The organism is Xanthomonas sp. JL1 (assembly GCF_038405005.1).
In genome coordinates this window covers 1-26,162 of sequence record NZ_JBBYGR010000023.1, presented here as the reverse complement: position 1 = coordinate 26,162, position 26,162 = coordinate 1, and the positions used below count along the sequence as shown (strand labels likewise).

The window sequence follows — 26,162 nt, the reverse complement described above, 5'->3', positions numbered from 1 at the left end:
GGCCGACGCGTGCGGTTCACTGTGCGCCTATCGCATTGGGCAATGCCATTGCGATGGCACTGTTTTGGTTTGGCAGGACGATCTCAATGTCCTAGATCATCTGCACCGAGGCAACGCGGGCATGATCCCGGCGCTGCCATAGCGCCGGGATGCGATCGCCCCCGCTTGATCCCGCGCCAACGCGGTGTTCCGCGATCCGCACGATGGAGTGCCCGCAGCAACCTGCGATCAACCGCGCCACCGCCGCGCCACCACCAGCGCGACCAGGCTCAGCACCGCAGCACCGCCCAGGTAATACCCCACCGACTGCACGCCGTAGCGGGCCGCCAGTTGCGTGGCCACGTACGGCGCAGGTGCCGCGCCCAGGATGCCGGCCAAATTGAACGACAGCGATGCGCCGGTGTAGCGCACTTCAGTGGGATATAGCTCTGCCAGCAGTGTGCCGCAGGGGCCGTAGGTCAGCCCCATGAAGAAAAATCCCAGCGACAGGAACGCCAGCACCTGTAGCGGGTGGTTAGCCTGAAACAGTGGCGCAAATGCCAGGCCAAAGGCAACGATGGCAATGCTGGCCAGCAGCATCGCCAGCGGCGCGCCATGGCGGTCGCCAAACTTGGCCGAGAGCGGAATGCCCAGCACAAAAAACACGATGCCGGCCATCTGCAACAACAGGAATTGTTCCTTGTCGTAGCCCAGCGTCTTGGTGCCGTAGCCGAGGGCGAACACCGTCATCAGATAGAACAGCACGAAGGTGGCGAACGCGCCCAGCGTGCCGATGACCAGTGCCGGCCCATGCTGCAAGACTACCGTGCCCAGCGGCAACGTGACGCGCGTCTTGCGGTCCAGCGTCTTCTGGAAATCCGGCGTCTCGGTGATGCTCAAGCGCACCCATAGCCCGGTCAGCACCAGCAACGCACTGGCCAAAAACGGCACGCGCCAGCCCCACTGCATGAACTGCGTATCGTCCAGCACTGCGCCCATGCCCAGAAAGGTGCCGGTCGACAACAGAAACCCCAGCGGCGCGCCCAGTTGTGGAAACATGCCGTACCACACGCGCTTGCCAGGCGGCGCGTTCTCGGTCGCCAGCAGCACCGCCCCGCCCCATTCGCCGCCCAGGCCCAGCCCCTGGCCGAAGCGGCATAACGCCAACAACGCGGGCGCAAACACACCGATCTGCGCGTAACTGGGCAACAGGCCGATCGCCACCGTGGACAGGCCCATCGTCAGCAGCGCTGCCACCAGCGTGGCCTTGCGCCCGACCCGATCACCGAAGTGCCCGAACACCGCCGAGCCCACCGGCCGCGCGACGAACGCCACCGCGAAGGTGGCCAACGACTGCAGCATCGCTGCACTGCCATCACCGGCGGGAAAGAACAGCGTGGGAAACACCAGAACCGCAGCAGTGGCGTAGATGTAGAAATCGAAGAACTCGATGGTGGTGCCGATCAGGCTGGCGAACAGCACGCGCACGGGTGAATTGCTGGGCGTAGCGAGCGGCGCGGCGGCAGTCATCGTTGATCGACATCCAGAAACAAGACGGCCGATTCTGGCAGATCCCGGCAACGCTTTGCGCAGGCCGGCCGGCCGATAAAAAGTTACAGACGTGACCGACAAGGCAGTGGATCGCGCTCTACTGGCATTGAAACAGATGCGTTCGCAGCAGTATCCGACAAAAACGTAGGCCGCGATCGTCAACTGTTTCGCCTGCAAGGCGTGAGGTCTTCGCGTTTGCTGAAGGGCCTTTGCTCGTCCGCCATCCCAGAACACGCTGGAAGTACGTCGTTACACGCAGCTCAACAACGAAGCCGACAAATTGCTCAGTCGCCCTGCCGCGCTTGCGCCGTTGATCGCTGCTTATGCTCCGCCAAACCAACCGACGTGAGCACCGCAAATTGCCGCTCGCCGCGGTCTTCCACGCGAACCCAACCCGGGCCCGGCTGACCGTCCAGATTTGCCGTCCCCAACCAAGCCAGCGTGCGTCGCAATACGCTCATGCGCACCCCAAGGTGCTTACATAACTTGGCAAGCGACACGCCCTCGGGCGCGTCGGCAAGCACCTGCAACAGCTGCGCAGTGAATTGCGGATCAGCGGACAAGCACCGCTCCGATGTCGCGCGGTGCCGCATCGGCAGCGTCTGCACGGTGTGGCAGCACGATCACCGGAATCGACTTGGAGGTCGGCGTACGCGCTTCGTCGGCGAAGCTGGATAACGGCACCAGTGCGTTGGTTTCCGGGTAATACGCGGCCAGGCAGCCACGCGGGATGTTGTAGTCCACCAGCAGGAAGCGCCGCGCCGCGCGGTGCACGCCGTCCTCGCACAGGCTTTCCAGGTCCACCCAATCGCCAGCTTTCATGTTCAACGCTGCGATGTCCGCAGTATGGATGAACAGCACACGGCGTTCGCCGAACACCCCGCGATAGCGGTCGTCCAGGCCATAGATGGTGGTGTTGTATTGATCGTGCGAGCGCGTGGTGGCCAGCGTAAACACCATCCGTTCGGTATGGCTGCGGCGCGCGCGATGGATCGGGTTGTCGGTCGGCACTGCGTGCGGCTTGAACACCGCACGTTGCTCCGGCGTCACCCACTGGCGATCGCGCGCGGTGTTCGACAAACGGAATCCGCCCGGCGTACGCACACGCTCATTGAAGCCGGCAAAATCCGGGAACACCTGCGCGATCAGATCGCGCACGCGGTCGTAATCACCCACCAACCAACGCCAGCGGATCGCACTGCGTGCGCCTAACGTCGCCTCGGCCATGCGCGCCACGATCGCCGGCTCCGACAACAGCTCCGGCGAGGCCGGCGGATTGATGCCCGCCGACAAGTGCACCATGCTCATCGAATCTTCCACCGTCACACCTTGCGAGCCGGCATCCTGGATATCGATCTCGGTACGCCCCAGGCACGGCAGGATCAACGCGTCGCGCCCATGCACCAAGTGGCTGCGATTGAGCTTGGTGGTGACATGCACGGTCAATTCGCAATTGCGCAGCGCGCGGTGCGTGGCGTCGGTGTCCGGCGTCGCAGCAGCAAAGTTGCCGCCCATCGCGAAGAACACCTTGCCGCGCCCATCCAGCATCGCCTCGATCGCACCGACGGTATCGAAACCGTCAGCGCGCGGCGGTGCGAAACCGAACACCGATTGCAGCTTGTCCAGGAACGCGGCCGGCGGCTTTTCGTAGATCATCATCGTGCGGTCGCCCTGCACGTTGCTGTGCCCGCGCACCGGGCAAACGCCCGCGCCGGGCCGGCCCAGGTGGCCGCGTAGCAGCAGCAAGTTGGTGATCATGTGGATGGTCGCCACCGAATGCTTGTGCTGGGTGATGCCCATGCCCCAGCAGGCAATCACACGCCCGGCGTTGAGATAAATCTCGCCAGCCTTGCGCAACGCCGCTTCTTCCAGACCGGACTCTTCGACGATGGTGTCCCAACGTTCGGCATGCACATCGGCAGCGAACGCTTCGAAATTGGCGGTGTGCGCGGCGATGAATTCCAGATCCAGCAGGCGCGGCGCACCATCGCGCTGCGCCTGCGCATCGCGCTCCAGCACATGCTTGATGATGCCCTTCACCGCGGCCAGGTCGCCGCCGATCTTGAGCTGGAAATAATCAGACGCGATGCGCGTGGAGCCGTTGTGCAGCATCTCCAGCTTGTCCTGCGGGTCGGCGAACTTTTCCAGCCCGCGCTCGCGCAGCGGGTTGAATGCCGCAATCGCCGCACCGCGTTTGGAGGCATGACGCAGCTCACCCAGCATGCGCGGATGATTGGTGCCCGGGTTCTGCCCGAAGATGAAGATGGCGTCGGCCAGCTCGAAATCGTGCAGCGACACCGTGCCCTTGCCCACGCCGATCTGCGAACGCAGCGCGGTGCCGGACGGCTCGTGGCACATGTTGGAACAATCGGGAAAGTTGTTGGTACCGAACTCGCGCGCGAACAACTGATACAGAAATGCTGCCTCGTTGCTGGTGCGTCCGGAGGTGTAGAAAATCGCCTCGTCCGGGGTTGCCAGACCAGTGAGATGCCCCGCGATCTGCGCGAACGCATCGTCCCAGCTCACCGGCACGTAGTGATCGGTGGCGGCGTCGTAGCGCATCGGGTGGGTCAGGCGGCCCTGCCCTTCCAGCCAGTAATCGCTGTACTGCGACAGCACAGTCACGCTGTGCGAGGCGAACAGTTCCGGCCCGGCGCGACGCGCGGTGGACTCGGCTGCCACGGCCTTGGCGCCGTTTTCGCAGAATTCGAACGTGGAGGTGTGGTCGCGATCCGGCCATGCGCAACCGGGGCAGTCGAAGCCGTCCGGCTGGTTGGCGTGCAGCAGCGTCTTGGCACCCTGCACTGCGATGTCCTGTTCCATCAGGTGCTTGGCCACCGAGCGCAATGCGCCCCAGCCGCCTGCGGGATTGTCGTACTGCTTGATGGTTTTCTCGCTCATGCGGTCTCTCCCACAGCAACACCCAGATTCAGGCGCTGCGGATGGCTGTAAACAACACAATCGTGATTGCGGGCAAACCCGATCAGGGTCAGTCCCGCACTATCGGCCAGGCTGATCGCCAGCGCGGTGGGCGCGGAGATCGCTGCAAGCAGCGGTATCCGGGCCTGCGTGGCTTTCATGGCCATTTCGTAACTGGCGCGGCTGGTGACCACCGCAAACCCCTGCGATGCATCGATGCGCGCACGCGCCAATGCACCGATCAATTTATCCAGCGCGTTATGCCGGCCCACGTCTTCGCGGACCAGTTGTACATTGCCCTGCGCATCCGCCCAACCGGCCGCATGCACGGCACCGGTTTGCGCGGCGATGGGCTGCCGTGCGTGCAGCGCGTCCAATGCATGCGCCAGGGCATCCACGTCGATTTGTAAAGATGAGTTCAGCACTGGCGGCACTCGCAACACCGCTTCGATGGACTCGTTGCCGCATACCCCGCAACCGCTGCGCCCGTCCAGATTGCGCCGTCGCTGATCCAACGCGGCGGCCCGTTCGGGCGGGATGTCGATCTGTAGCGAAGCGCCTTCCAGAAACGTCTCCACCGCGATCACGCGCAGGTCCTGCGCGTGATCGACGATGCCTTCGCTCAACGAGAACCCGAGCGCGAAATCCTCCAGGTCCTCCGGCGTGGCCATCATCACCGCGAACTGCACGCCGTTGTAGATGAAGGCGACCGGCATTTCGGCCGCCACCATGTCCTGCACCATGGCGCTGCGGCCGCCGCGATGGCGACAGACCGTGCGCACCACACTGCCGGCACGCACGGAACGGGAAGACGAATTGGTCATCTCATCTCAATGGAACAGCACGAAGGCGTCTTGCAGCGTGACCCAGATACCCAACAGCATCGGGATACCCACGGCGAGCCAGGCGAACGCGACCAGTGCCGGGTTGCCGCCATGACCGATGCGCGCCAACTGCTCCGGCGGAATCACACAGTGCCCGGTGCGGTCGACCTTCTCGTGCGCCAGCTGCTTTTCGCGCGCCAGTTCGTCGGGCGTCATGAAGTGACGCGCGGCCACCGGGCGCACCAACAGATTGCAGATCAGGCCGAGCACGAGCATGCCGGCGAGGATGTACATGGTGGTGTTGTAGACCTGTGACGGCAGGCTGCCGTGGGCCAATTGGTATTCACGCATGTAACCCACAACGACCGGACCGAGGATGCCGGCGGTGGCCCAGGCGGTCAGCAGACGGCCATGGATGGCGCCAACCATCTGTGTGCCGAACAAGTCGGCCAGATAGGCCGGGATGGTGGCGAAGCCGCCACCATACATCGACAGGATGATGCAGAAGATGCCCGCGAACAGCGCGATGCCGCCGATGCCGCCAGCCGACGGGGCCGCTGCATACAGGCAGATACCCAGCACGAAGAACAGCGTGCAGGTGTTCTTGCGGCCGAGCTTGTCGGACATGCTGGCCCAGAAGAACCGGCCACCGATGTTGAACAGGCTGAGCAGACCGGTGAAGCCGGCCGCGATGGCCGCGATGCTGGCCAGTTGGGTCGGATCCAGGCTACCGAAGCCCACGTCCACGCCGATCAGGCGGCCGCCGAACACTTCCTGCAACATGGGCGAGGACATGCCGATCACTCCGATACCGGCCGAAACGTTCAGGCACAGCACGCCCCATAGCAACCAGAACTGCGGAATGCCCCAGACCTTTTTTACGTGCACGTGGTTGGCGGTGATCATGGCATTGCTGCTTGCCACCGGTGCGGTCCAGCCGGCCGGGATCCAGCCGGCCGGGATCCAGCCGGCCGGGGTCCAGCCGGCCGGGGTCCAGCCGCTCGGCGGCACGCGGTAACCGAACGCACCGGCCATCATGAAGACGAAGTACAGCGCCGCCATCACCACGAAGGTTTCCATCACGCCCACCGAGGTGGGGGTGGCGAAATGGCGCATCAGCGCATCGGCCAGCGGGCTGCCGATTATCGCGCCGCCGCCGAAACCCATGATCGCCATGCCCGTCGCCATACCGCGACGGTCCGGGAACCATTTGATCAAGGTCGACACCGGCGAGATGTAGCCCAACCCCAGGCCGATACCGCCAATCACACCCGAGCCCAGCCACAGCATCCAGATCTGATGGAAGTGGATACCGGCCGCGGAGATCACCAGGCCGCCGCACCAGCACAGCGCCGAGACCACACCGGCCTTGCGCGGGCCGGCACGTTCCAGCCAACCGCCCCAGATCGCTGCCGAGCAGCCCAGCAACACGAAGAACAGCGTGTACATCCACTGCAATTGGCTGATCTTCCAGTCGCAGGTGGTGGCCACCATGCGCGCGAACAGGCCCATATCGGCCGGACACGCAATCGACTCGGTAATACCCAGCGCCTTGGACAACGGCAGCCAGAACACGCTGAAGCCGTAGGCCATGCCGATGCACAGGTGGATCGCCAATGCTGCCGGCGGAACCAACCAACGATTGAAGCCCGGCCGCGCAACGATGCGCTCCTTGGACAGTAGACCGGCGTCTGCGCCGCTGGCTGTCGCCACGGTGGACCCTTGCATCATTTCTCATTTCCCCAAAAAACCAACGATGAACTGCGATAAGCACGGCGGACAGGACTGACATCGACGCCTGGTCGGCGATGGCGACGTCCTGTCGACCGTTCCGAATACGATTGGTCGCTGCAATCACACAACGCGTTGCGATATGGGCAGCGACACCGATCAGACCCAACTGGCGGTCGTCTGGCGCAGCATCGGCGATCCCTGCCTGTCTGCACTGCTGGTCAGCGCCTTGCAGTGTTGCAAAGCGCCGCCAACACTCATGCCGCGTAAGCGTTCCTTGGCGTTAGCGGCCAACGCTGAGACTAAATTTACTAGTCTGTGTGCACGTCGCCAACCGTGTCGCGAAACCGCGCCCGCACCGGCTGCAACCACGGGGCGGCGGCGGGCACCGGTATCGCCCGAGAGCTGCACCGCGTGGATCGGTGCACGCACGACGCGCCCCGCCAATGCGGTGCGACTGCCGGTATCGGGGTGACGGCCGACGCATCAGCTGCGTACAGTCGGGCGATCCAAAGCGACGGAGCCTGCCATGCCCGACCACCTTCCCCGCGATGCGGCCGATGCGCTGCAGGCACCGGCGCAGCTGGATGCCTTCTGGATGCCATTCACCGCCAATCGCCAGTTCAAGGCGCGCCCTCGCCTGCTGGCCTCGGCACAGGGCATGTATTACCGCGACGTCGATGGCCGCCAGATCCTGGACGGCACCGCCGGCCTGTGGTGCTGCAATGCCGGCCACAGCCGCGAGCGCATCGTGGCCGCGATCCGCGAACAGGCCGGCACGCTGGATTTCGCGCCGACCTTCCAGATGGGTTCGCCGCTGCCGTTCGTGCTGGCGCAACGGCTGGCCGCAATCGCCCCACCCGGCCTGTGCCACGTGTTCTTCACCAACTCCGGCTCGGAAGCGGTGGATAGCGCGATGAAGATCGTGCTGGCCTATCACCGGCTGCGCGGCGACGGCCAGCGCACCCGCTTCATCGGCCGCGAGAAGGCATACCACGGGGTCGGCTTCGGCGGCATGTCCATCGGTGGGCTGCCCAATAACCGCAAATGGTTCGGCCCGTTGCTGGCCGGCACCGACCATCTGCGCCACACGCTGGATATCGAACGCAATGCCTACACGCGCGGCCTGCCCGCGCATGGCGCGGAGCTGGCCGACGATCTGGAACGGCTGATCACCCTGCACGATGCGTCCACCATTGCCGCGGTTTTCGTCGAACCGGTGTCCGGTTCGGCCGGCGTGATACTGCCGCCTGAAGGTTACCTGCAGCGGTTACGCGCCATCTGCAACCGCCACGGCATCGTGCTGGTGTTCGACGAAGTGATCACCGGTTTCGGCCGCGTGGGCGATACGTTCGCCGCGCAGCGCTTCAGCGTCACTCCGGACATCATCACCGCTGCCAAGGGCCTGACCAGCGGCACCGTGCCGATGGGCGCGGTTCTGGTGGCCGATGCCATCCACGACGCCTTCATGCACGGGCCGCAGAGCGTGATCGAGCTCTTTCACGGCTACACCTATTCCGGCCATCCGCTGGCCTGCGCGGCCGCGATCGCCACGCTGGACACCTATGCAGAGGAAGACCTGTTCACGCGTGCGATCACGCGCGGCGCGCAGTGGGAGGACGCAGTGCACAGCCTGCGCGGGCTGCCGCACGTCATCGATATCCGCAACATCGGCCTGATCGGGGCGATCGAGCTGGCGCCGCGCGACGGCGCCCCGGGTGCGCGCGGTTACGAGATCTTCGAGCGCTGTTTCCATGAAGGCGGCCTGCTGGTGCGCGTCACCGGCGATGTCATCGCACTGTCACCGCCACTGATCGTCACGCCCGAGCAGATCGGGCAGATGGTGGAGACGCTGGGCAACATCCTGCGCAGCACTGCGTGAATTGGTGACGGTCACCAGCAACGTCATTGCGAAGGCGTCTTGCCCTACACCATGCCGCAATCAAGCGGCATGTCGAGCATGGAAGTCATTCAACATGGCGAGCGCAGTATCGAAATAGGGTTTGCCGCCCCAGAGGTTGCGATCACCGATCACATACAGATGCTTCTTGGCGCGCGTGACTGCGACATTGAGGATATTTGGTTCCCCGCTGGCCCAATTGATCGCCCCTGAATGACTTGAATCGCAGCCGAGCACGAAGAACACGATGTCGCACTCCTTGCCCTGGAAGGTATGCACTGTGCCGATGTTGGACCTAAATTTCTCCAGATTTGCTTTCGTCGGCACCGGAATCGATCTACCGGCAAGCGCCTGCTCCCAGTTGGCGCGCGTGCAAAGCAGCGTGCACAAGCCGCTCCTGACTTCCCGAAACGGCGTGATCACGAACACATCAGGCAGACGCCGATCGCACGCGCCTGCCTGACTGACGTATAAGTCCACCAGCGCAGCGAACAGACGCCGCGCCTGCGCAGGCACAAATTTGCTGCCATTGCCGCTGATTGCGTCGACATGCCACCAACTGCTAGGACCCAACCTCGGATGAAGAGTGGCAATCCCATTCTTGGCATGCTTCATCCGATTGGCATACGCAATCTGATTGGCGATCCCGAACATCGGAGCATCGCAGCGACGGTGCATGACAAGCGGCACGCCGATAAAGCTGTCCGGGCTGGCAGGGTGGCGTACGCCAAACGCGTAGGCGCGATCAGCCAAGGTCTGCACCGAGTTCTTGTCGACAGCATACCTGGCGTACTGCTGTCCCAACCAGTGGTTGCCAAGCAACTGAAGCAAGCGGGTGCCGTGCGGCACGACCGGCGGAATCTGTAGTGGATCGCCAACTACCACAACACGTTGCGCCCGCATCATCGCGCCCACCGTCGCCTGCGGCGGCGCCTGGCCGGCCTCATCGACTATCAGCCAGCCCAGCTCCTCGCTGCCAACGCCGGCAAATTGGCGACGTACCGAAGCAAACGTGGTCGACACGACCGGTGTCAGCATGAAAAGCCATTGCCACAGCGCCGTTGCATCGTTGCCGGATTCGGACGGACGTGACAGCAAATCGCTGATCGCCAAGCCGATGGTTGGCTGAGCATTGAGGAAAAACGCCTCGTGCAAGGCCATGGCGGCAGCGAAAAGTGCATTGCGCGACTGGTTCAGGCGGGGTCCTTGCCAGAACGCGTTGACCTGATTGGCATGACTGTCCAGGGAGCCACCATCCCAGATCGCAACATCGGCAGCCGCGCATTGCTGCGCAAACGTTTCAGTGTCCTGCGCAAGCCGCCGCAAGGCTGAGGCAAGATCGCAGTAGGTGCACCATTGCTGATAGCGCTTGGCGTCAAATATCTGCGACAGCCAGCGCAACCATTTCGGCAGCAGGCGGCGCTCAAGGCCGTCTGCATCTTCCTGCGACCGCTGCGCCAGAGCGCCCGCCGCAGCTGCAAGTTCGGCTAGAGGCAGTGAATCGAACGCTGGCAGGGCCTCGCACAAGAAACCGGCGCGCTCCCAATCGGCATGCAGCTGTGCCAGCGACGCCTCCAGACGGACAAGCACTGCATGTTCCTTGTTGTATGCAGCCCGCGCATCGATGAATTTTTCCTGCGCGGTTTTGAAAGACATTGGCGCATTCAGCTGTTTGCGGTAACGCCAATACGTCTGGGCATTGGCGTTGTCCCAGGCTGCATGATCCACCTTGGCATCTGCCAGATACTTTTCCGGCGGTTTGTCGGGCGTGGCAGCACGATAACCAAAGATATCGTTGAAACGTGTGCAGTTGGCTTTTTTGCCCAGCGCAGCAGAAACCAAACCCCAGACCGGCAGTTGCGGGGCTGCCCAGGGCTTGCTGGCATGACTGCCGGCATATTTGGTGGCAACCGGCTGAAAATATCGCAAGGAGTCGAGCAACGCCGGATCGATGCCGCTGCATTGCGGCAACTCCAGGGACAGATTTTCGACCGCGCCGTTGTTGGTGGAAGCGACCACAATTTCATAGCCGGTCAACGCAGGAGCCAATTTGTACATCGGCTTGGCCTTGCCTAAGAACGGCAGTTCCAATGTCTCGCTCGACAATCCCTGCCTGACATCGGCCAGCCCTGCCAGCACGCCAGCACGCTCCACCACCAGATGCGCAATCAGATCGCGTAGCAGTGTCGTTTTGCCGGTTCCCGGCGGCCCATTGACTGCCAGGATCTGGCCCGGTTCGAGCGCCTTCATCTTGTTCAAAGCGAACTGCTGCATCAACGACTGGCACTGGTCTGGCAGCGATGGCCAACGCCCGGCAATGCTGCTGGTGGGTCGCAGAGTCTGCAGGATGTGCGAATGTCCGTGCGCACTGTCCAAATCAAGCTTTGGCACGTCGATGCCAGCCAGATAGGCCTGCAATGCACGCGGCGGCGCTGGTTGCCTGAGCATACCCTTGGCTTGATTGAGGTCGTGGACGAAGAAACTGTTAAGTATCGGCAGATCCTCCGCTGCGTCTTCACCAGAGGCATCGCCTTCGATGGCGGCGGCCTCCGATACAGCTGCGGACGCGGCAGCTGTCTCCGGTTCCTGCAGCACCTCCATCCACGCCCATGCACTCCCGGCAGGTGGCCGATAGCCTGCCCACTGCACCAGCCGCTCCACTAATGCCGATAGCGCAGCTGCATCGAACTCCGGGGTCGCGGCACCGCATTCCTGTATCAGCTCATACCTGAGCGCAGTGGTTTCCTGCTCGAACTGCCGCATCGACAGCCGATCCAACGATCCTGCCTGCAACTGACCTATTGCCCATGGCAACGCAGAGAAGCTGATTGCGCCAAAGTTGGGGCGTCCATTGGCACTGAGCTTGAGTTTCGCAAAGCATGTAAAGCCGTCCGCACACAACTCACTGTCACGCGCATTGACAATGGACGAAGCCTCTGGCTCTGAAAGTTGCGCTGCGACAATCCTGGTCGCCTCCGTTGCGGGGAACGGCAGCAAATACAGCAACCTTGGAGCAACGCTTGCCGAGTCCCAGGTACCATCAATCATCTGTTCCGGTCCAAGCAGATGCACAGGCCGGTGCTTGCGGGCCTTTTCCAACTGCTCGTCGAGATCGTAGATGTTGAAAAACTCGACGCCATGCCAATAGTCGAGAGCTGCCTGATCGACCGGATCTACCATACCAAACATCATCCTTTCGCCAATTATCTGGACGTTCTGGCGTCAGTCTAGCTGAACGGTAGTTTGCCTCCGGCGCCCTCACATTGGAAGGCGTTGCCCGCGCCGCAGCGGACAGGATCAGGCAGGCTCACTACAATGCCCGCCCCGTACCCCCAGCAGTTGCCGCATGAACATCGTTGTCAAAGAAGAACTCAAGGCCTATATCGACCCGCTGACGCCCGACGAGCACGAGGCGCTGGAACGCGGCCTGCTGGCCGAAGGCTGCCGCGATGCGTTGGTGTTGTGGGGCGATGTGCTGGTGGATGGCCACAACCGTTACGGTATCTGCCAGAAGCACGGCCTGCCGTTCCAGACTGTGCAGAACCCGCGCTTCCAGTCCATGCAGGACGTGCACCTGTGGATGATCGAGCAGCACCTGGGCCGGCGCAGCGTCTCCGACTTCCAGCGCGGCGTGCTGGCGTTGCGCAAGCGCGAGATCCTGGCCGCGCGCCAACGCACCCAGCGCGACGCCGACGCCGCTGTTGAGGCATCGGTGGTGGCCGGCGACCAGCCCGCCACTGGCCTTGACGACGGCAACGCGCACACCGCCGATGACAGCGACAGCCCTCCGTGGGAAGAGACCTCCACCCCGGTCAGCCGCGCCGAACTGGCACGCGAAGCGCGCCTGAGCAGCAACCAGGTGGTGATGATCGAACGGATCCATAAACAGGCCGCGCCGGAAGTGGTGCAAGCGGTCAGGGCCGGCGAGATTTCGATCAGTGCCGCCGCTGCCGTGGCCACACTGTCCGCAGACGAACAACGCGCCGCCGCCCAGGCCGGCAAGGCCGAGCTCAAGCAGGCCGCCAAGCGCGTGCGCGATGCCAAGCGCAAACCCAAGGCCGACGAAGCCGAAGGTGGCGAAGCCGAACGCCGCGACCTCAAGGCCTTGCAGCGCCGCGTCACCGAACTGGAAAACGAAAACGCTACGCTGCAGTCCAAGGTGACCGCATTGCAGGCGCAGTTGGAACGCTTGCGCGGCTGAGTGCACCCGACAGTCGACAGCAACACGTAGGAGCGCACCAGCCGCTGGGTCGCCCCAACCCAAGCGCAGCTGGAGCACAAGGCACGCAAAACGCGGCCAGCAACCTGCGCGCGCGATGGCGCCACCTGCCGTGGACATGCCCTGGTCAAACGACTGGGTACACTTCACCGATGGAACCCAGTCTCAGCACACCCCACCCCATCGATCCCCGTCGTACCCAACTGCAGCGCATGAAGCGATTGGCGTTGGCCTTGCTGCTGGCAATGTTCGCTGGCTTCATCACCAGCCACCTGATGGGCGAACACGGCGTCTGGGCATGGGTGTCGGCCTTCTGCGAAGCGGCCACGGTGGGCGCATTGGCTGACTGGTTTGCGGTGGTCGCACTGTTCCGACGCCCGATGGGCCTGCCGATTCCGCATACCGCCATCCTGCCACGCGGCAAGGACCGGCTGGCCGACGGCCTGGCCGTGTTCGTGCGCGACCAGTTCCTCGCCCCCGATGCGTTGATGGAAAAATTGCGTGTGTTCGATCCCGCCAGCCGCCTGGGCGATTGGTTGGCAAAACCCGAACAGGCACGCATGCTGGCGCAGATGGCACGCAGCTGGATGCTGCAGGCGCTGGAACTCCTCGACGAAGCGGCAGTCCGCCGCGCGATTCACGGCTTCGTGGTCGACCGCCTGCGCAAATGGAATGCTGCCGCCACCATCGGCGACATCATGGCGCTGCTCACCACCGACGGGCGCCATCAAAAACTGCTGGATGAAGTATTACTGCGGCTGGGCGAATGGCTGGACCAGGAACAGGTCAAGACGCGCGCCTCTGCATTGATCGTGCGTTACGCGCGGCGCGAGTGGCCCAAGCTGGTCGGCACCGTGAACTGGGTCAAGCCGATCGAAGAGATCGGCGACAGTCTGGCCGACCGCATGGCGCGCGCGGCGATCGAAGAACTGCAGGACATCCTCAAGACGCCCGAGCACCCAATCAGGCTCGACTATGAGGCGTGGTTGCAGGGCTACATCACGCGGCTGCGCGATGAGCCGGAAATGGCCGTACGCGTGGAAGAACTAAAGCAACGCGCGATCGAACATCCGGCATTGCAGGAATACGTGCAAGGTCTCTGGAGCGAAATTCGCGATGCATTGCGCAACGACCTGGCGCGCGAGCAGTCGTCGATGGCCGCGCACATGGAACGTTCCATGCAATCGCTCGGCCAGGCCTTGTCGCAAGACCCCTCGCTACGCGAAGCACTCAATCAACATATGTTGCAAGCGGCTGATAAGCTCACCACGCGCTTGCGCACATCGGTGACCGATCACATTGCATCGACGATGAAAAGTTGGGACGAACGTCACCTCGTCGAACAATTGGAATTGGGTGTGGGGCGCGATCTGCAATACATTCGCTTCAATGGAACGTTGGTCGGTGGGTTGATCGGGCTCATCCTTCACGCGTTGTCGATCTGGCTCTCGTTCTGATGCTGGAAACACCGATCTCCCACTCCGATGAGGTGCAGGCGTAAGGAACTGCACAGCCATAGCATCGTCAGGCGGTACAACGAGGTCGACGTACGTCGGCCAGAACTCTGGGCACGTAACGGGCAACGCGAAGGAACGAACATGCCGAAGAGCCGCTGGGATTTGCGCAGGATCTATGGGCGTCGCGCATTCTTTGGTGCATTGCTGATCCTGAGCGCCGGCCTGATCGCCGCCATCGTCACCGGCGTGTGGCTGCAACAGCATAACGAGCGCGAGCGCGAGCAGCGGTTCCAGTATGTGGTGCGCACGCTGACACGCAACATCAGCGAACGCATGTCCACCTTAGAGCATGGCTTGCGTGGCGCACGCGGTGCGGTGATCGGCGCAGGCAGTGACATCATCAGTCGAGAACGCTTCACCTCGTACAGCCGTTCGCGGGATTATCCGCGCGAGTTTCCTGGCGTGCTGGGCTATGGCTATATCCATCGCGTCGCCCCGGCCGACGAAGACGCGTTTTTGCAGAATGCGCGTGCCGACGGTGCGCCGGACATCCAGCGCCGGCCATTGGCGCCATGGGATGGCGAGCGCTACATAGTGTTGTATTTCGAGCCGGAATCCTCGGGCAATCACCCGCTGGGCATCGATATCGCCTCCGATCCGCACAGGCGTGCCGCCGCTTTGCAGGCCGCGCGCAGCGGCGAGCCCATCATGACCTCGCCGATCTCGCTGTTCGGTTACCGTGTTCCCAGAGAAAGCGGCTTTTGGTTGCTGTTGGCGATCTATCGCGAAGGCATGCCGTTGCAGACGCCGCAACAGCGCATGGTCGCCACCAGCGGCTGGGTGTATGCGCCTTTCAGCCTCGCGCAGATTGTGCAAAGCGCACTGGGCGAACGCGACGACATCGCGCTGGATATTTCCGACCGCAACGAGCCAACCCACAATTTATATCGCAGCGGCACGCCGGCCATCGACAGTGCGCTGGGTCCGCCGGTGGTGACGTTGTTGCCGATGTATGGCCGCACCTGGGTCATCACCGCCCACCCCACCGCCAGCTTCATCGCCTCGCTCAACCAGAATTCGCCCTGGTTGATCGGCGGACTGGTAATGGCCGGTTCGGTGCTGTTTGCCGCCCTGCTGGTGCTGTATTTCAGCAATGGACTACGCCGCGAAGAAGTCCTGCGCAAACAGATGGAGCTGGCCGCACTGGTCAGCCATTCCAGCGAAGCCATCGTTGCCGAAACCCCGGATGGGCGCATCACGCTTTGGAATCCCGCCGCCGAGGCGATGTTCGGCTACACCGCCGAAGAGGCGATCGATCAAGACCTGACCATGCTGCTGGCGCCGCAGGCCTATGCGATGCCTGAGATCGACCATGCCGACGCTGCACTGGCGGCCAACGCATCGGCGGCGCAGACCATGCACCATCGCGACGGGCATCAAGTGCATGTACTGGCCAGCAAATCGCCCATTATCGAAAGCGAAGGCACACTCAGCGGGCATTCGCATTTTTTCCGCGACATCTCCGACCGCGTGCGCTCGCATCAACGCAGCATCGATCTCAACGCCTCGCTCGAACATCAGGTGGCCGAACGCACCGGCGAGCTGGTGAAGTTCTCGGTACTGCAACGCGCGATCCTGGCCCACGCCGGCTACGCCATCATCGCCACCGATTCCAGCGGCTTCGTCACGCTGTTTAATCCGGCTGCGGAAAAAATGCTGGGTTACAACGCTGCAGAAGTGATCGGTCGGCGCAAGGCCAGCCAGTTCATCGAACAGGACGAACTGCAAGAGCGCGCGCGCATGCTCGCCGACCAGACCGGTACGCCGGTGGCGCATACGCTGGAAGCGATCGCCGCACTCACCAGCCTGGGTCGCAGCGACACCAGCGAGTGGACCTACGTCAGCCATGACGGACGTCGCCTGCCGGTGCTGCTGACCTTGAGCACCCTGCGCGACGACCACGACCAGGTGATCGGCTATCTGGGCGTGGCGGTGGACCTCACCGAGCAGAAGCTGCACGAAAAACAGCTGCGTCTGGCGATGGACGCGGCCAAGAGCGCCAATCAGTCCAAGTCCGATTTCCTGGCCAACATGAGCCACGAAATCCGCACGCCCATGAACGCCATTCTGGGCATGCTGTACCTGCTTCAGCGCAGCGAGCTGCCCGGCGCCGCGCAGGACATGGTCGCCAAGATCGACCGCTCCGCACGCACGCTGCTGGAAATCATCAACGACATCCTGGACTTCTCCAAGATCGAGGCCGGGCGTATCGATCTGGAATGCGCGCCGTTCGATCTGAACCAGCTGTTCGACAACATCGCCGAACTGATGCGCTCCTCGCTCAGCGCCAAGCCAGTGGAGATGATCGTCGAACCCTTGCCGCGCGACAGTCGTTGGCTGCTGGGCGATGCGCTGCGCATCAATCAGGTGCTGGTCAACCTGGTCGGCAATGCGATCAAGTTCACTGAACAGGGCGAAGTGGTGCTGTCGGTGCGGCGCTTCCCCAGCGGCGACCCCAACAAATTCAAATTGCTGTTTTCGGTACGCGATACGGGCATCGGCATCTCCAAGGAAAAGCAGAGCCTGATCTTCTCGCCATTCCTGCAGGCCGACACCTCCACCAGCCGGCGTTACGGCGGCAGCGGTCTGGGTCTGACCATCAGCCGGCGCTTGATCGAATTGATGGGCGGCGAACTGGAAGTGGAAAGCGTACCCGGCCGCGGTAGCGAATTCTATTTCGTGATCACGCTGGAGAAATCTGCACCACCCCAAGAACAGCGCGACCTGCCCAGCTTGCCACCGGAAGCGATGCCGCGCGTGCTGATCGCCGACGACCACGATGCCGCGCTCAACAACCTGGTGCGCATCGCCACCGAGCTGGGCTGGCGCGTGGATGCGGTGGCCAGCGGCCAGGCCGCGCTGCAAGCCATCGAACACGCTGCAGAGCCATACGATATTTTTCTGCTCGACTGGCGCATGCCCGACATCGACGGGGTCGCCATTGCACGCGAGATCCGTGCGCGCGCCACGCCCGGCCCACATCCGGTGATCGTCATGGTGACCGCCTACGAGCGTCGTCTGCTGGAACAGCACCCGGAACAACAGGATCTGGATGCGGTGATGACCAAACCGGTGACCGGCGCGGCCCTGCATCGGCTGTTCGAACAACTGATGGACCAACGCCCAGGCACCCGTGCGGCCACCCCCACGTTCGTTGCGCGGCGTCTGGAAGGCGTGCACCTGCTGCTGGTCGACGACAGCGAAATCAATTGCGAAGTGGCGCAGCGCATTCTTGAAGGCGAAGGCGCCATGGTCACCGTCGCCCACGATGGCGAACAGGCCGTCAGCACGCTCAAGCGCACGCCCAACCTGTTTCATCTGGTGCTGATGGATGTACAGATGCCGGTGGTGGACGGCTACGAGGCCACCCGCCGGCTGCGCCAGATTCCCGCACTGGCCAGCTTGCCGGTGATTGCGCTGACCGCCGGCGCGTTCCGCCCGCAGCAGGAAAAAGCCCTGGCAGCCGGCATGAATGGTTTTATCGCCAAACCGTTCAATGTCGAAGAATTGGTCACTGCCATTCGGCATTTTCTGCAGCCGGGCACGCGGCGCATTCCGTCGCTTCCGCATGAGACCGAGGTGTATGCCGGTCCCGAGTGGGAGCATAGCGAACCTGAATTGCTGGACGCCACGCGCGCACGCAGCCTGTGGCGCGAACGCGAGCCGTATGCGCGCTATCTGACCAAGCTGCTGCGCGACAACCCGGACCCGGCGGAAGTGGCCGCCGAGCATCTGCGCCGCAATGAATTGCCGGCCATCGGTGCGATGGCCCACAAGTTGCGCGGCGCGGCCGGATCGCTGGCATTGCCTGCGCTGGCTGATGCAGCTGGCGACCTTGAAACCAGTATCGACGAAGGGCACGACATCACCGCCTCGCTGATCGCGTTGAAGGACGTCATGCAGCGCACCGCTGAGGCCATCCAGGCATTTTTGCAACACGGCGACACCGACATTGCCGCCGACGAGGATGGCGTTGCATTGGATGCAGACAGCGTGCAGATCCTGACATCGGCCTTCGCCAGCGACAATGCCGACCAGATCGACCACGCGCTGATGATCTGCGCGCCACGTTTACCGCGCACGCTGCAGGAAGCATTGCAGCGCGCGGTCGAAGATTTCGACTTCCGTCGCGCCGAAACCACGTTGCGCGAGTGGCAGACGACCCACCTGCACTGATCGCGCTCCCCCGAGCCTTGGCAAGGATCCACCATGCCGTCCCGCCCCCTGTTGTGTGTCGACGACGAATCCAGCAACCTGGCCACCCTGCGCCAGCTGCTGCGCGACGACTTCGCGCTGGTGTTCGCCAAATCCGGCGGCGAAGCCCTGGATGCGGTGACGCGCCACACGCCCAAGCTCATCCTGCTGGATGTCGAATTGCCGGACATGGACGGCTATGCGGTGGCGCGCGCGCTCAAGCAGCAGCCGTCCAGCAACGCCATCCCGATTCTGTTCGTGAGTTCGCGCAACAGCGAGCACGACGAACGCCTCGGGCTGGAGGCAGGCGCGGCCGATTACGTCAGCAAGCCCTACTCGCCTACGCTGCTCAAGGCACGTATCGCCACTCAATTGAAGCTGGCCGAGAACGTACGCCTTGCCCAGCAATACCGCGACGCGATCCATTTGCTCGGCACCGCCGGCCGGGGCCAGGACGCCAACACCGGCGCACATATCTGGCGCATGGCGGTGTATGCGCGGGTCCTGGCCGAAGCAGTGGGCTGGTCGCCGCAGCAGGCGCAGACCCTGCAGGACGCCGCCCCGCTGCACGACGCCGGCAAGATCGCGGTGCCCGGCAGCATTCTGCAAAAGCCCGATTCGCTGGACGAACACGAACGCTCGATGGTGCGTCAGCACCCGCAAGCCGGCCACGATCTCTTGCGCCACGGCCGCGGTGCGATATTCCAGCTGGCAGCGGAAATCGCGCTGCATCATCACGAATGCTGGGACGGCAGCGGCTATCCCGAGGGGTTGTCCGGAGATGCCATTCCCGAATCGGCACGCATCGTGGCGGTGGCCGACGTGTTCGACGCGCTGTGCGGGCGGCGCGCCTACAAGGCGCCATGGACCGTGGAAGACGCCATGCGCAAGCTCGACAGCATGGCAGGCAAACAATTGGAACCGCGGCTGGTGCAGCATTTCCGTGAGGCATTACCGCAGATTCTGCAGATCAAGGACGCCTGGGACAGCCCTGCGCCATAGCGTGATCTAGGCGGATTCATGCACTGATCTAGGCAGTAGGACAACTGCCCATACGCAATCTGAGGCTCGCTGTCTTCACCAGTACCCCCGCTCCGCGCCCGGCGCGCGCTTGCCGGCTTAGAGCGGCTAACAAAACGACGGCGCTCACCGCCAGGCGGGCGCGGCCGGTGCTCGGAAGCGGCATGGACCACGCGTCCACTGCGGTTGTGAGCGCGCCGCCCGTGTCTACCTGACCGCTGCTCGCGACGTGTTGTTCGCCGCTCTTAGGTGCTCAAAGGCACGTAAGCGGCGCATATGCCGCACGTTGTCGTCCAGGCGGGAGCGGGATTTGAGCATCGCAGCATATGTTCGATTTGCTTTCTCCCACCGGGAGAAGGGTGTCCTGATCGGAGGGATGAGGGGAAGACCGACCCTCGGCATCACCCAACCACGCAATCGTTTCGCGCCGAGAGACGCTCGATCACGCTAGGTGCCTGATGCCGTCCTCTGCCAGCGGGAGCCGACGGCACAGCCTCTGCAAACCAGGGCGAGCGACGCGACGGCGTCGCCTGAGCAACAGCTGCGTTTGCAGTCTCCTCTCCCTCACGATGGCCTTGAGATGAACCGCGCGCCGCGGCATCCACCCAGCCCGCACCAAACGCACGCAGCGTTGCGGCCGTTGCCCTGAACAACACTATACATAAGTAGATAATACATATTGTTTCGCCACACAACACCGTGCGACGCGGGCCAACCTTGTTGCCATCTGCGGCGCAGGCGGGGTGGCCCCGCAACCGAGAGTCCGATGTCCTCCAGCGTGTCCGAGGCCGGCGCTACGCCGCCGCGTTATCCCGATTACCGCATCATCTCGCTGATCCTGGCCTGCGCCATTTTCATGGAGCAGATGGTCAGATCGTCCCTCCGACTGAGCCTGACTGAGGCAATAGCTCCATCAACCATGCGAGCTCCTCTTCGTTGAATGCCGGGAAATCATCCGCTGCCCCTGCGAAGGGGGCCGCATCTTGTTCCCACAGCACGGTGCTGGACGCTGCCAGGTCGGCAGCGATGGGCGTACCAGGATCCGGGAGGCCGCCCCCGATCCTGGTACGCGGGCGTTTTACCCTCCAGCTGAGGGGCAAATGCAGCGCATCGCGCTGTTCGGGAACGCGTACCTCGAAAGATTGCTGTGCGGAGGGGCCGGTGACAGCACGATCCGATCGGGACCGTTTACGGCTGCTTGCCCGCGTCTGATCTCCCTCGTGCATTGGGCTGGGCGCATCAAGGTCACGCTCCAGCGAATCGGCGAATGCATGCAAAGACGCCTGATCCGGTGTTTGAGCTGAAGTAGGGGACGGTTTGGCCCTTTTCATCCCTGATGCCTGGAGGATACGGTCCCAACGCTGCGAGGCTGGGGGGAGCGTTCCGCAGCGGGCTTCGAGTTCGGTGACGCCCACTCTGCGAAAGAGCTGTACCAACCCGTGCCTGCTCATCCCGAACTGCGTCATGGCGTCATCGAATGCTTGCGCTGGGTGGGAGTGGCTCTGGAAAAAACCAAGCACGCGCACCACGTGCGCGAGGTCGGCAACGCGATTGGACGTGCGTTCGGGGAGGTCGGCAACGCGATGGGACGTGCGTTCGGGAATGCGGCGATTGATTCTTCTGATCAATTCCGGCGCGTGCGGCAATCCCTTTTTCACTGCATCCAGGGCAGGACGTCCGCCGAGGCAGGCCAAGGCGACGAGGTGGTCGTTGGTCAACGCGGCCAACGCCGGATCAGGGCAAGATAACTGGGCAACAATGCTCTCCAGCGCCTGCTTGCCGCCGCCATTGCTGGCGATGGCCACCACCTGGTCCGGGGTCAGGCCATGGTCCTGGCACAGCACCGGCAACAGCCGCTGCACCGTCTCCAGCGCCTGCTTGCCGCCGTTATTGTTGGCGATGGCCACCACCTGGTCCGGGGTCAGGCCATGGTCCTGGCACAGCACCGGCAACAGCCGCTGCACCGTCTCCAGCGCCTGCTTGCCGCCAATATTGCTGGCGATGGCCACCACCTGGTCCAGGGTCAGGCCATGGTCCTGGCACAGCACCGGCAACAGCCGCTGCACCGTCTCCAGCGCCTGCTTGCCGCCATCGTGGCTGGCGATGGCCACCACCTGGTCCGGGGTCAGGCCATGGTCCTGGCACAGCACCGGCAACAGCCGCTGCACCGTCTCCAGCGCCTGCTTGCCGCCATCGTGGCTGGCGATGGCCACGACCTGGTCCGGGGTCAGGCCATGGTCCTGGCACAGCACCGGCAACAGCCGCTGCACCGTCTCCAGCGCCTGCTTGCCGCCGCCATGGCTGGCGATGGCCACCACCTGGTCCGGGGTCAGGCCATGGTCCTGGCACAGCACCGGCAACAGCCGCTGCACCGTCTCCAGCGCCTGCTTGCCGCCATCGTGGCTGGCGATGGCCACCACCTGGTCCGGGGTCAGGCCATGGTCCTGGCACAGCACCGGCAACAGCCGCTGCACCGTCTCCAGCGCCTGCTTGCCGCCGCCATTGCTGGCGATGGCCACGACCTGGTCCGGGGTCAGGCCATGGTCCTGGCACAGCACCGGCAACAGCCGCTGCACCGTCTCCAGCGCCTGCTTGCCGCCGCCATGGCTGGCGATGGCCACCACCTGGTCCGGGGTCAGGCCATGGTCCTGGCACAGCACCGGCAACAGCCGTTGCACCGTCTCCAGCGCCTGCTTGCCGCCGCCATTGCTGGCGATGGCCACGACCTGGTCCGGGGTCAGGCCATGGGCCTGGCACAGCACCAGCAACAGCCGTTGCACCGTCTCCAGCGCCTGCTTGCCGCCGTTATTGTTGGCGATGGCCACGACCTGGTCCGGGGTCAGGCCATGGTCCTGGCACAGCACCGGCAACAGCCGCTGCACCGTCTCCAGCGCCTGCTTGCCGCCATCGTGGCTGGCGATGGCCACCACCTGGTCCGGGGTCAGGCCATGGTCCTGGCACAGCACCGGCAACAGCCGTTGCACCGTCTCCAGCGCCTGCTTGCCGCCGCCATTGCTGGCGATGGCCACGACCTGGTCCGGGGTCAGGCCATGGTCCTGGCACAGCACCGGCAACAGCCGCTGCACCGTCTCCAGCGCCTGCTTGCCGCCACTATTGCTGGCGATGGCCACCACCTGGGCCGGGGTCAGGCCATGGTCCTGGCACAGCACCGGCAACAGCCGCTGCACCGTCTCCAGCGCCTGCTTGCCGCCATCGTGGCTGGCGAGGGCCACCACTTGGGCCGGGGTCAGGCCATGGTCCTGGCACAGCACCGGCAACAGCCGCTGCAGCGTCTCCAGCGCCTGCTTGCCGCCGCCATGGCTGGCGATGGCCAGCACCTGGTCCGGGGTCAGGCCATGGGCCTGGCACAGCACCGGCAACAGCCGTTGCAGCGTCTCCAGCGCCTGCTTGCCGCCGCCATTGCTGGCGATGGCCACCACCTGGTCCGGGGTCAGGCCATGGTCCTGGCACAGCACCGGCAACAGCCGCTGCACCGTCTCCAGCGCCTGCTTGCCGCCAATATTGCTGGCGATGGCCACCACCTGGTCCGGGGTCAGGCCATGGTCCTGGCACAGCACCGGCAACAGCCGCTGCAGCGTCTCCAGCGCCTGCTTGCCGCCGCCATGGCTGGCGATGGCCACGACCTGGTCCGGGGTCAGGCCATGGGCCTGGCACAGCACCGGCAACAGCCGCTGCACCGTCTCCAGCGCCTGGTTGCCGCCAATATTGCTGGCGATGGCCACCACTTGGTCCGGGGTCAGGTTCAGGGGGGCACCCGTCAGTGCATTGCGCCATGCATGCACTGCCTCCACTGCGGTCACGCCGCCACGTTTTGCAATCTTGAGAAGTTGGCCTGTGTCCAACTGTAACGGCGGACCTCTCAACTCCCCCGCCTTCGTGAGCAAGGCCTCCAGGGCGCGTGCGCCGGACCACTGTTTGCCGACGCCAACGATGTCTTCGTGTGTCGCCTCTGGCAACGCCCTGATTATGTCCTGATACGTGACAGCAACGGTCCCTAACGCTGCCGGGTGTTGGCTGAGCGCAACGATGTGCGCGTGTGTAAACCCATGGCCCACCAGTGCCTCGTGGTGCTGCGCCACTGTCGAACGCACCTTCGGTTTGATCTTCTCTTGCTGCTGCTGACTGTAGCCGAGCGTGCGTAGATCCACCTGCGCGGCCGGCGAAGCGTCGGAGGGTTGCGCCGCACGCCGTCGCGGGGCCGGCTTAGCGCGCGGCGGCCGCGCGGCAGTGACAGCGACACGCACGGTGGGTGGCGGGTCATCGGCTGCACGCAGACCCGATTGCACCTCATCCCACTCTGCTGGGGCAGCCGCTGTATGCGGCGTGCCGACGGCAGGAATCGAATCAAGAAGCGATGTATCAAGAAGCGACGGATCGAACTGACGGAGCAGATCGCTGAAGCTGCCCGCCGAGAACGCAGGCGAGGGCGCAGGGGGAGATGGCAGCCGGGTCCGGGACATCGTCCGCCGAGCGGGCAAGCCATCCAGGGGGCCGCCAGCAGGCGGAGCCCCCCCCCGATCTGCAGTCGGCTGAACCCTATCCGGTTGGGGTCCGGGCAGAAGCTCGCGGGCAGGACTTGGCGTGCGCGAACGAATGGGATCCATATGCCACCGTGCTGGCCACCGCGCTACCGACCCTGGCGCGCGACTTCGGCGTGGCCGCGCCGGTCATGAGCATCGCCATAACCTGCTACCTGCTGGCGCTGGCGGTGTTGATCCCGGCCAGCGGCGCCATCGCCGACCGCTTCGGCCTGCGCCGCGTGTTCGGCGCCTCCATCTGGGTGTTTGTCGGTGGCTCGATCCTGTGTTCGCTGGCCGACAGCCTGCCCACCATGGTGGCCGCACGTATGTTGCAAGGTGCGGGCGGCGCCATGATGGCCCCGCTCGGCCGGCTGATCCTGCTGCGCACGGTGGAGCGCCGCCATCTGATGTCGGCCATGGCCTGGACGCTGGTGCCGGCTTTCATCGGCCCGATGCTCGGCCCGCCGCTGGGCGGCTTTTTCGTCTCGTATCTGGATTGGCGCTGGATCTTCTACATCAACGTGCCGATTGGTATTGCCGGCTTTCTGCTGGTGCGACGTTTCATTCCGGACATCCCCACCGAATCGGTGCCGGCGCGTTTCGATCTGCGCGGCTTCGTGCTGTGCGGCACCGCGCTGGGCTGCCTGCTGTTCGGCCTGGCAATGGTCAGCCAGGAACACGGCATCGGCGAAGCCAGCTGGCTGCTGGCAATCGGCAGCAGCGCTGCGCTGGGATATCTCTGGCACGCGCGTCACCCGCCCGCCCCGCTGCTGGACCTGAGTTTGTTGCAGATCGAGTCGTTCCGGTTGTCGGTGATCGGCGGTGCATTGATGCGCATCACCCAGGGCGCACAGCCGTTTCTGTTGCCCTTGCTGTTTCAGATCGGCTTCGGCATGAGCGCGGCGCATAGCGGCCAATTGATCCTGGCCACCGCGCTCGGCGCACTTCTGATGCGCAGCATCACCCCGCAATTGCTACGTCGTTTTGGCTATCGCAACAGCCTGATCGGCAACGGCGTACTCGCCAGCCTGGGCTATATGGTGTGCGCGTTGTTCCGCCCAGACTGGCCGCCGGCATTGATGTTCGGCCCGCTGCCGTGTTGCGGCGCCTTCATGTCGTTCCAGTTCGCCGCCTACAACACCATCGCCTACGAAAACGTGCCTGCCGCGCGCATGAGCCGCGCCAGCAGCCTGTACACCACCATGCAGCAACTCATGCTGTCGGTGGGCGTGTGTGCCGGCGCGATGATTCTCAACCTGGCGATGCTGGCCGGCGGCCATGCAACACCGCATCAGAGCGATTTTTCGCTGGCATTTTGCATCGTCAGCCTGATCTCACTCAGCGCCACCTGGTGGCACGTACGCTTCGACAAGCATGCCGGGCAGGAAATGAGCGGGCATCGGGCCTGAGCATTCTGCCGTAAAATCCACAGTCAAATGGCGCATATCCATACCTGATTAGCCCTGACCCTCAGCTGGATTTTTGTTGCAATCCTGCAAATAGCTTCGTTTTACCGATGTTTTCCATGACGTCTGACTCTTGGCGCTGCTGACGCGAGGAGCCGGTGCGAAGTTCTTTCAGCCAAGACCCCATGGCGGCCTGGCATTGGGCGGGTTTAGCGATAAGCTGGGAGGTGATGCAGCTGAAGTTCAGGGCTAATCAGGTATCCATATAAGCCGGGGCGGCGTCAACTCTGATTCGCAACACCAACGCTTGTGAAGTGATCCAGGCGACCTGACCTGAGCGACTTCATTGCCAAGTGGAGTT

Annotated in this window: 12 protein-coding genes, 1 other RNA gene and 1 pseudogene; 7 read left to right on the top strand and 7 right to left on the bottom strand. The window is 63.7% G+C overall.

Annotated elements, in window-relative coordinates; all coding sequences use genetic code 11:
• Window positions 1-228: 228 nt before the first annotated feature.
• The 5 genes from WJW29_RS05390 to WJW29_RS05370 all read right to left on the bottom strand — a co-directional run bounded on the left by WJW29_RS05390 (window position 229) and on the right by WJW29_RS05370 (window position 7,004).
• Complete coding sequence (locus tag WJW29_RS05390; protein WP_041182168.1) at window positions 229-1,509, bottom strand: MFS transporter; 1,281 nt, start codon at window positions 1,507-1,509, stop codon at window positions 229-231.
• A 305-nt stretch (window positions 1,510-1,814) separates the two neighbouring features.
• Window positions 1,815-2,093 carry a hypothetical protein gene (locus tag WJW29_RS05385; RefSeq protein ID WP_011408785.1) on the bottom strand — a complete coding sequence of 93 codons (279 nt, stop codon included), beginning with the start codon at window positions 2,091-2,093 and terminating at the stop codon, window positions 1,815-1,817.
• A complete protein-coding gene (locus WJW29_RS05380; protein ID WP_011259381.1) occupies window positions 2,083-4,431 on the bottom strand; it encodes an FdhF/YdeP family oxidoreductase in 2,349 nt (782 codons plus the stop codon). Before WJW29_RS05380 ends, WJW29_RS05385 begins: the two co-directional genes overlap by 11 nt.
• Window positions 4,428-5,273 carry a formate dehydrogenase accessory sulfurtransferase FdhD gene (gene fdhD / locus WJW29_RS05375; protein ID WP_011259382.1) on the bottom strand — a complete coding sequence of 282 codons (846 nt, stop codon included), beginning with the start codon at window positions 5,271-5,273 and terminating at the stop codon, window positions 4,428-4,430. Before fdhD ends, WJW29_RS05380 begins: the two co-directional genes overlap by 4 nt.
• A 6-nt stretch (window positions 5,274-5,279) precedes the next feature.
• Window positions 5,280-7,004, bottom strand: a complete 1,725-nt coding sequence (locus WJW29_RS05370) for an OFA family MFS transporter (protein WP_113084355.1) — start codon at window positions 7,002-7,004, stop codon at window positions 5,280-5,282.
• 529 nt (window positions 7,005-7,533) lie between these two features.
• Here WJW29_RS05370 and WJW29_RS05365 point away from each other — a divergent pair.
• Window positions 7,534-8,886, top strand: coding sequence for an aspartate aminotransferase family protein (locus WJW29_RS05365; protein ID WP_011259384.1), 1,353 nt, complete (start codon window positions 7,534-7,536; stop codon window positions 8,884-8,886).
• Between the two features lie 60 nt (window positions 8,887-8,946).
• Here the strand turns inward: WJW29_RS05365 and WJW29_RS05360 are convergent, their stop codons facing one another.
• A complete protein-coding gene (locus WJW29_RS05360; protein ID WP_011259385.1) occupies window positions 8,947-12,084 on the bottom strand; it encodes an AAA domain-containing protein in 3,138 nt (1,045 codons plus the stop codon).
• 166 nt (window positions 12,085-12,250) lie between these two features.
• Here WJW29_RS05360 and WJW29_RS05355 point away from each other — a divergent pair, with 166 nt between their 5' ends.
• From WJW29_RS05355 to WJW29_RS05335, 5 genes are all read left to right on the top strand, one after another.
• Complete coding sequence (locus tag WJW29_RS05355) at window positions 12,251-13,105, top strand: hypothetical protein (protein ID WP_011259386.1); 855 nt, start codon at window positions 12,251-12,253, stop codon at window positions 13,103-13,105.
• A gap of 170 nt (window positions 13,106-13,275) precedes the next feature.
• The gene (locus WJW29_RS05350; protein ID WP_011259387.1) at window positions 13,276-14,580 is read left to right on the top strand and encodes a DUF445 family protein; all 1,305 of its coding nucleotides are present in this window, start codon (window positions 13,276-13,278) and stop codon (window positions 14,578-14,580) included.
• A gap of 141 nt (window positions 14,581-14,721) precedes the next feature.
• The gene (locus WJW29_RS05345; protein ID WP_041182170.1) at window positions 14,722-18,816 is read left to right on the top strand and encodes a response regulator; all 4,095 of its coding nucleotides are present in this window, start codon (window positions 14,722-14,724) and stop codon (window positions 18,814-18,816) included.
• A 33-nt stretch (window positions 18,817-18,849) separates the two neighbouring features.
• A complete protein-coding gene (locus tag WJW29_RS05340; protein ID WP_011259389.1) occupies window positions 18,850-19,836 on the top strand; it encodes an HD domain-containing phosphohydrolase in 987 nt (328 codons plus the stop codon).
• A gap of 182 nt (window positions 19,837-20,018) precedes the next feature.
• Window positions 20,019-20,095, top strand: a non-coding RNA gene (locus tag WJW29_RS05335) — sX9 sRNA.
• Between the two features lie 628 nt (window positions 20,096-20,723).
• Here the strand turns inward: WJW29_RS05335 and avrBs3 are convergent.
• On the bottom strand, window positions 20,724-24,479 hold the full coding sequence (avrBs3, locus tag WJW29_RS05330; RefSeq protein ID WP_069964534.1) for a type III secretion system effector avirulence protein AvrBs3: 3,756 nt from the start codon (window positions 24,477-24,479) through the stop codon (window positions 20,724-20,726).
• 2 nt (window positions 24,480-24,481) lie between these two features.
• On the opposite strand from avrBs3, the pseudogene WJW29_RS05325 reads away from it, so the two are divergent.
• A pseudogene (locus WJW29_RS05325) lies at window positions 24,482-25,804 on the top strand (MFS transporter); the annotation flags it as partial.
• Between the last annotated feature and the right edge of the window lie 358 nt (window positions 25,805-26,162).

Bases quoted from the DNA above. Each gene is read 5' to 3' on its own strand.
- WJW29_RS05390 (WP_041182168.1), bottom strand. From the start codon at position 1,509: ATGACTGCCGCCGCGCCGCTCGCTACGCCCAGCAATTCACCCGTGCGC.
- WJW29_RS05380 (WP_011259381.1), bottom strand. From the start codon at position 4,431: ATGAGCGAGAAAACCATCAAGCAGTACGACAATCCCGCAGGCGGCTGG.
- fdhD (WP_011259382.1), bottom strand. From the start codon at position 5,273: ATGACCAATTCGTCTTCCCGTTCCGTGCGTGCCGGCAGTGTGGTGCGC.
- WJW29_RS05370 (WP_113084355.1), bottom strand. From the start codon at position 7,004: ATGATGCAAGGGTCCACCGTGGCGACAGCCAGCGGCGCAGACGCCGGT.
- WJW29_RS05365 (WP_011259384.1), top strand. From the start codon at position 7,534: ATGCCCGACCACCTTCCCCGCGATGCGGCCGATGCGCTGCAGGCACCG.
- WJW29_RS05360 (WP_011259385.1), bottom strand. From the start codon at position 12,084: ATGGTAGATCCGGTCGATCAGGCAGCTCTCGACTATTGGCATGGCGTC.
- WJW29_RS05355 (WP_011259386.1), top strand. From the start codon at position 12,251: ATGAACATCGTTGTCAAAGAAGAACTCAAGGCCTATATCGACCCGCTG.
- WJW29_RS05350 (WP_011259387.1), top strand. From the start codon at position 13,276: ATGGAACCCAGTCTCAGCACACCCCACCCCATCGATCCCCGTCGTACC.
- WJW29_RS05345 (WP_041182170.1), top strand. From the start codon at position 14,722: ATGCCGAAGAGCCGCTGGGATTTGCGCAGGATCTATGGGCGTCGCGCA.
- WJW29_RS05340 (WP_011259389.1), top strand. From the start codon at position 18,850: ATGCCGTCCCGCCCCCTGTTGTGTGTCGACGACGAATCCAGCAACCTG.
- avrBs3 (WP_069964534.1), bottom strand. From the start codon at position 24,479: ATGGATCCCATTCGTTCGCGCACGCCAAGTCCTGCCCGCGAGCTTCTG.